The following is a 6,948-nucleotide window of genomic DNA, read 5'->3' as shown; positions in this document are numbered from 1 at the left end:
GGCGGTCCTTGCGGAAGGCGCTCTTGCGGGCGATCAGCCTTCCCTCGAACACGAACAGGTCGACCCCCTCCACGGCGACCCGGCCGCCATCGGCCCGGGTGCCGGTGAACAGCCATTCCGACGTGGCCCGCTCCCCCGCCAGGGTGTGGCGGGTGACCGTCCAGGCCACGTCCGGCATGTCGGTCCAGACGCTCACGAATGCGGCTCGCACCGCATCCTGCCCTGTGAGGCGGCAACCATGCGGCTCGGGCCCGGCGGCGGTGTCGAACACCACCTCGGGTATAAAGCAGGCCATGACGCCATCCGCGTCGTGGCGGTTGAAGGCCGCGAACAGGCGCTCGAGCAGGGCTCGGCGGGCTGCGGGAAGGTCGGCGTCGGTCATGGATGCGAAAGCCCGTGTTTCCGGCAGATGCGACCCATTCTGTATGACGCGAGCCCTTCGAGCGGATAGAACCAGTCACGTCCAAACCGGGCGTCCAGTTTCGCTGGGTCAATCCATCCACGCCGTCGTCTTGGCGCCGTTCCGATGCTTCGCGGGCGTATCCCGGCGAACCTAGCAAGCTGTTGAAGAACTCGGCCAGCGGCGAGCGATGAAGGGGATTTTGTCGCCGGCGTGGAAGCCGATTTCGCCCCGAAGCGAGCCGTCGGCCTGGATCTCGGCCCATCCGGCGCCGCAGGCCTCGTCCATCTCGTCGTTCCCGGACCAGTCGAACTCAACGGCAGCGTAATCACCACCACCGGCAAAGGCCCCGGTGACGCATCCGAAGGCGAACTCGCCGCCGGTGGCCTCGAAGAGGATGTAGGCCGGCTCGACCATGTCGGCATAGTCGTCCGCGTAGCCGGGCAGCTCGACGATCCGCCACTTGCCCAAGACGCTCACGCCAGAGCTCCGAGCAGCTTGGGCAGGCGAACCAGGTTGTAGGCCGCCGCGGTGAAGGCGAAGGCCCATCCGACCCTGTTGCGGCCTTTGAAGCAGGTCTTACGCTGGCCACCGACGGTCTTGATCCAGCCGAAGCCCTCCTCGATGCGCTTGCGGATCTTCTGGCTCATGCCATAGCCGGCATGGCGGGTGGTTCGCCTATCGATGGACGAGCGGGTAGTGTCTCAGTTTGAATTTTGGTCTTCGTAGAAAATGGCATCTGGCTTCGAGGCGGTTGAGTAGCGCCGCTTCACAGTCGCGCACAGTTCGCCCAGTTTTCCGGCTTCACCTCGAACCGGGCGTCCCAAGCTTTGTTCAGCCGCACTTTTTGGGTCGGCAGCCTCAATGATTTGCGGCCCGGCATCATCGGCGACGCCGCCACGGAATAGCCGAACGATAAACTCAGGCATATTGCACCCATAAAAACTAATTTGAGATCTGACGTCCATGCTTATCCATAACACACCCGCATGCCTCACACGTCCATCCTCCCCACAGGATCTGTTTCCAAGTCTTCGGCACACGTACTTTAGCAAGGTCTGCCTTGCAATTGGGGCATTGCACGGCCTTGAGGTTGATGCCCCATTTTGATTTCGAGCCTTGGCTCGCATCCTGCTCTATCGTCACGCACCAAGCTCCTGTCGCTTCTTGTACGGCCCGCGCTTGCTCGTTGTGGGCGCACCAGCCTCTATCATCGCACAGGACCCACTAGGCTAGGTCCCAAATTGCAGCGATCATCCGACACGCGTTTTCTAAATCGTTCGAGCGCCTGACAATCGCGTCCGGGGCATGAAATACTTCTCCGTGTTGCACGTCGATAGACATGCACAGCCGGTTTGCGACCGTCCGATTTGAAGGCAAATTACGCTCTGCGTGTATTCGAGCAAGGGTTGCGACGTAGGTCCCCATTTCACGCCGCTGCTCGCGGGCGGCCTCTGTAGAAGTATCATCCTGAGTAAGCCGCAGAACGGCAGCGCCATATAGTTCCTGTCGGCGTGTAGCGCCGTGCACGATCATATCAGCGCGAACCGACACCTCCACGCCCCCAAGCTGGAGCTTGGGCTGGTCCTGAGGAGCGCTCACAAAATCGTAGGTCCCCAGGGTGTTCGCCATTCGCTGAATGGCATGCAGCACCTCTATCGTTTGCCGCGCGTCGTCCTGCGCTAGGGACGACTGGGACGTATCGTCTGCACGCTTCCTCGGCAGCCACGAGCGGATCCAGACGCCGATTTTGGTCGGTCAGGAACCCGCAAATCGGCCCGCGCGCATATCGATATCGGATGATCGGCGGCATACTCGGCGCCTTGGCGCGCCTCACGATCCCGAAGCGTGCGGTATCCGAAGAGACCATATACAAGGCGAGTTCGTTGGCGGAGATCCGCGGTGCGGGCCGCTCAACGGTGGGGAGCAAAGCCATGGACGACATTCTCGCGAGTGTAAGCCTCGGCTTCGGCCGCAGCATTCACATTGCTACCCTGTCTCAGGAGACGATCAAGGCATCCGCCGCTGACCACCTCGGCTTCGGGGGATACTTCCTGTTCGAAACTGGCGACGCTGGCATAACCGAAGGCATCAATATTCTTGGTAAGGCGTGCTCGCTCGACGCGGCCTTCCGCCTGATCGACATATGGAACACCAAGCCTCACATGGCTTGAAGCTCGCGCTTTTTATAGAGACCGCGCTTGGCTGAAGCGGGCGCGGTCGCCTCAATTAGTGCCGCCACATCCTCCATGCTACACAGCCGGTCGCTGATGCCAGCCGCCATCGCAGGCGCCACCTTCAGCGTCTTATGGATGCGCACGAAGTTGTAGAACATGAAGTAGAGCGCCAGCGCGTGGTGGTGGTTCTCGAACTTCTTTGAGAACGCGTTCGTGAGCCGGGTAAACCGCCGCATGCTCATCCGCATCGTGAGGTTCTGGCGCTCGACGTAGGATGTGGAGACGTGCGCCTTATCGGGCCTTCCCTCAATCGTGGTCTTGCGGATGCCCGTGCACTCGGCTGGGCTGTAGCGACCCTGCACGCCGGTCGGAGAGGCCCCGTACAACTTCACCAGCATGGCGTAGTCTACATCGGCGCCGAAGGCGTCTTCCACAGCGTCGAGGTACGCGCGGTGCCCGTCCGTGGTGAGCTGCACACGGTCCGTCAGACGGCCTGCCACGTCCGCCATGAACTCGTTGGCGTACTCGGCATCGCGCCCGCCAACGAGGTAGCTCACGATGAACTTGCTGTCCGCGTCTAGGGCTGTCCACGTCCATACGTCCCCGGCTTCCTCCGGTGCGGCCTTCGCCGTGGCGACGTTTTTCGCCTTGGCGTAGCAGAATGACCAGATCTCGTCGCACTGGACGCGCTTGGCCGAGACGCCCCGCACGTTCGCCTCGTGGTAGGCCGCGCATGCCTTTCCGGCGTCTTCCAGCAGCTTCGACACCGTGTTGATCGACACGTCCACCACGCGGCTGATCGACCGCATGCTGGACCCCTCGCAAAGCAGGCTGAGGATCTGGACGCGCTTCGCGAGGGGCAGCTTGTTCACGCCTCCTGTATATGAACTTTTATGCTTGGCGTCAAGCATATGGTAGAACCGTGGGTTTATGCCGGGCGTTGCTCCAGACCGGCAGCAACATGTGTCACTGCTCCGGGCTCAGAACGACCGGTTCGAGCCGTTAGTTTCCATCTAGAAAAAATATTCGGCTTTTGGTGTGTCGCGGAGATCGCTTGTCCGCTACGTTATCCTCACGCGTGGATGCGAGGAGGACGTTTGATGAAACGAGAAATGAGACGGCTTGAAACCAAATGGCAGCAGCGTAGCGGCTGGCCTAAGTTTCTCGAATGGATAGAAATAGCTGGCGTTAGAGGATGGACTGGTCAAAAAATTAGCTTTGATTTTCCAATAACCGCTATCGTTGGAGAAAACGGGGCAGGAAAAACAACAGTTTTGCAGTCTGCGGCATGTGCTTACAAGGCAACATCTGGAAGGACGTGGTATCCCTCGGAATTCTTTCCGGAAACAGCATGGGATAAGGTAAAAGATGTTAGAATTAGATTCGGATACAAGCAAGGCCCACAGTCCCAGGAGGGGTCTATACGAAAACCATCCAGTCGCTGGCTTGGCCAGCCACAAAGGCCAGATCGCTTAGTATCTTATTTGGGCCTAGATAGACTTCAGCCTATAGGAACACGGGTTGGTTATGCTAGAATTGCAAAAAACAAACACCAAGAAAAGTCTACCGTAAAATTTGATCAAGAACAACTATCTCGCCTATCAAACATTATGGGACGTTCATACGATGAAGCGAGAATATCAAAATCAAACATTGATGGTACTCGAGAAATTCCAGTTCTAACTCGAGGAGATAGCGTTAATTCAGGTTTTCATCATGGCGCAGGTGAAGTTACAACAGTTGAATTTCTTAAAACCGCCATTAAACAAAATAGTCTAGTTTTGATAGATGAAATAGAGTCTTCGCTGCATCCGCGAATGCAGCGAAGGCTGATGCGTGATTTGGCTGTAATCGCAAGAGATAAGGAGTGTCAATTTATTATTAGTACGCACTCTCCCTATATACTGGATGAGCTTCCAATGGGTGCCAGGCTGTACGTAAATGCCGGCGGGGGTAGCGGTTCCGAGAAAGATGTTTTGGTCGGAGTAAGTGCCGCATTTTCTATGACAAAAATGGATGACGAAGATCATCCTGAATGCGAAATTTTTGTTGAAGACAACCGTGCGGCAACATTTATAGGAGAAATACTCAGCCGCCACGCTCCAGAGTATTTTACAAGATGTATTGTTATTCCATACGGAACTGCAAATCTGGGCGTTGCTTTAGGGCAATTAAAGGCCAAATTCACTAAGGCAACTGTTATATTTTTAGACGGAGACCAAGGACAAGCAACAGGATGCGTCTTACTGCCAGGTGATGATGCGCCTGAAAGAGTTGTTTTTGAAGAACTGAAAACGAAAAACTGGCTCAACGTGCCGCTTCGAATTGGAAGAGGTATTTCTGATGTCGCTGATCACTGCACTAGAGCTATGACTTTAAGGGATCATCATGATTGGATACCAGACGCTGCTAACCACCTAAGATGCGGCGGTGACGTTCTTTGGCAGGCAATGTGTTCTGAATGGGCTGAGCACACTCCAAGGCTCGTCCTACAGCCCATCCTTGATGCAATCGGAGACTCGCTACCTTAGCGCTTCCACCGCTTCTCTGCCGCCATTCGCGCGATTTCAGCTCGACGCTCCGGCGTCATAGCTGCGGATCGCGCCGCGGCACCCTTCCGCCCCATCTCGGCCGCAGCCTCGTTCTTCTCAGGCTTCTCGGGGCCGAAGTCCTCTTCGGCCTCACCAGTGGCGATCTGAGCCACACGAATAGCGTTGCCGATGGCATCGGCGGGGCGGTGCTGGCCCTTTGGTCCGGTGGGCATCACAGAGCGCTCCTATTCGCCATGCCGACTAGCCGATAGCTTCTGATCCCTTCCAACTCAATCCAACCTCGTTCGAGAGCGTAATCAATTCCAATTTGCGCTTGCCTGCGCGTCAAATCTGAGCGTTCGAAAAACTCTACAATCCCGGCAGGTTGCATGATCGCCCCCACGCGTCGGCCAGCCGCATGGAAGACTTCAAGGACCAATTCGCCTAAATCGGAATGAGATGGGTTCTCTGCCATATGTGTCTCCTGCTTGGCGCCAAGCATACGCCAGCGGGAGGGATCGTGCGAGGGACCGGAACGGGAACACGAGGTTCAACCGTTCGGGGTCGGATTTCAAACTGAGACACTACCGACGAGCGGCGCCCGTTGGTGTTCTGGGCCACGTGTGCTCGCACGTTCATCGATCTCAGCTCGTTGACGAAGTCCTCCGCGTCGTAGGCCTTGTCGGCGCCCAGTGAGATCGCCTTAGGTCGGTCCGCCCTCGGCTCGATCATCGCCAAAGCTGCGATGCGCTCGGCGTGACCGTCCGCGGACGTCAGGCAGGTGTCCACGATCAGGGCCGAGCGGTTCTCCATCAGGGCGTGGCCGATGAAGCAGAGCTTGGCCTCCATACCCGGCCCCTTGCGATAAAGCTTGGCATCGGGATCGGTGGTGCTCGCGTGCGTCTCGTTTGAGCGCTTCTGACCCTTGAAGTCGACCTCGATGTTGCGCCCGCCGGGCGGCGGCGGCGCTTGATCCCCGCTTTGATCCTTGGGCTTGAAGCTCTTCATCGAGGCCCAGGCCTCGATCAGCGTGCCGTCAACGCTGAAGTGGTCGCTGGACAGGAGCTGCTTCACCCGGGGCTGGGCCAGCACGGCCGCCAGGAACTTGGCGGCGATCTCACCGGCCAGCAGCCGGTCCTGGTTCTTGCTGAAGTTCGAATGATCCCACGCCGGATCGTCGACGCCCAGCCCTACGAACCAGCGAAACAGCAGGTCGAACTCCAGCCGCTCCATCAACTGCCGTTCCGAGCGGATCGAGTAGAATGCCTGCAAGAGCATCGCTCGCAGCAGCATCTCAAGCGGGATCGACGGACGCCCCATCCGCGCGCCGCGTAGAGCGCTGAAAAGTCCTGGTTCAGCGCTGCGAGCGCCACATCCGTGAGCTGCCGGACCGTCCGCAGTGGGTGGTCGGGACTGACCCGAGCCTCCAGGTCCACATAGGAGAACAACGTCCCCGACCGCTGATCCGAACCCCGCATCCGCCTTCCCCCAAGCGCTCCCGGGAAGGAGTGAATCATGCTCCGCTCGGCCACGCCACGGACTTCATCAACAGCCTGCTAGTACTACTGTGTCATAAATTTTGGGTGTAGGGTTTGCGATTCGATCTCGTAATGGAGCGAGGCATGGATCGCTTGAACTCCCCGCTGGCTGCCAACCAGCCGCGCTTTGCGGCTTATCTGAAGGCTTTGTCAGGCGTCCTGGGCCATGCTGATCGGATCGCGCCGCTGAAGGCCTACTGTACGGGTCTCCTCCTGCCGGGTGCTCGCAAGAGCATCGAGCCGATGGCGGCCCGGATCGCGCCAGCGCGTGTCCAGGCCACCCATCAGGCGATGCATCACTT

The 6,948-nt window shown here is 58.3% G+C and carries 8 protein-coding genes and 2 pseudogenes; 3 read left to right on the top strand and 7 right to left on the bottom strand.

Features of this window, described 5'->3' with window-relative positions; translation table 11 throughout:
* The 4 genes and pseudogenes from FV242_RS31795 to FV242_RS31780 all read right to left on the bottom strand — a co-directional run.
* Window positions 1-382 (bottom strand): nuclear transport factor 2 family protein (locus FV242_RS31795; protein WP_147941707.1); only part of this gene is annotated, 382 nt, incomplete at its 3' end.
* 171 nt (window positions 383-553) lie between these two features.
* On the bottom strand, window positions 554-880 hold the full coding sequence (locus FV242_RS31790; RefSeq protein ID WP_147941706.1) for a hypothetical protein: 327 nt from the start codon (window positions 878-880) through the stop codon (window positions 554-556).
* Window positions 877-1,095, bottom strand: a pseudogene (locus FV242_RS31785) (IS5/IS1182 family transposase); the annotation flags it as partial. The pseudogene FV242_RS31785 and the gene FV242_RS31790, both read right to left, overlap by 4 nt.
* Window positions 1,096-1,104: 9 nt before the next feature.
* Window positions 1,105-1,368 (bottom strand): hypothetical protein, encoded by a 264-nt coding sequence (locus FV242_RS31780; protein WP_147941705.1) that lies wholly within the window; start codon window positions 1,366-1,368, stop codon window positions 1,105-1,107.
* An 831-nt stretch (window positions 1,369-2,199) separates the two neighbouring features.
* Here FV242_RS31780 and FV242_RS35220 point away from each other — a divergent pair.
* Entirely contained in the window at window positions 2,200-2,574 is a 375-nt protein-coding gene (locus FV242_RS35220; protein WP_210248988.1) for a hypothetical protein, read from the top strand.
* Here FV242_RS35220 and FV242_RS31770 read toward each other — a convergent pair.
* Entirely contained in the window at window positions 2,562-3,449 is an 888-nt protein-coding gene (locus FV242_RS31770) for a DDE-type integrase/transposase/recombinase (protein WP_147941704.1), read from the bottom strand. The genes FV242_RS35220 and FV242_RS31770 overlap by 13 nt on opposite strands.
* A 228-nt stretch (window positions 3,450-3,677) precedes the next feature.
* On the opposite strand from FV242_RS31770, the gene FV242_RS31765 reads away from it, so the two are divergent.
* Entirely contained in the window at window positions 3,678-5,108 is a 1,431-nt protein-coding gene (locus FV242_RS31765) for an AAA family ATPase (protein WP_210248987.1), read from the top strand.
* Here the strand turns inward: FV242_RS31765 and FV242_RS31760 are convergent.
* Window positions 5,105-5,341: an RNA-binding protein gene (locus FV242_RS31760; protein ID WP_147941703.1), complete on the bottom strand. Its 237-nt coding sequence runs from the start codon at window positions 5,339-5,341 to the stop codon at window positions 5,105-5,107. The genes FV242_RS31765 and FV242_RS31760 overlap by 4 nt on opposite strands.
* 352 nt (window positions 5,342-5,693) lie before the next feature.
* Window positions 5,694-6,586, bottom strand: a pseudogene (locus FV242_RS31755) (IS5 family transposase); the annotation flags it as partial.
* Between the two features lie 144 nt (window positions 6,587-6,730).
* Here FV242_RS31755 and FV242_RS31750 point away from each other — a divergent pair.
* A partial coding sequence (locus tag FV242_RS31750; protein WP_147941702.1) for a transposase occupies window positions 6,731-6,948 on the top strand: 218 nt, incomplete at its 3' end.

Origin of the sequence: Methylobacterium sp. WL64, from assembly GCF_008039945.1 — a bacterium.
Taxonomy (GTDB): domain Bacteria; phylum Pseudomonadota; class Alphaproteobacteria; order Rhizobiales; family Beijerinckiaceae; genus Methylobacterium.
Note: the sequence above shows the minus strand (reverse complement) of the source record. Positions and strands in the feature narration are given on the sequence as shown.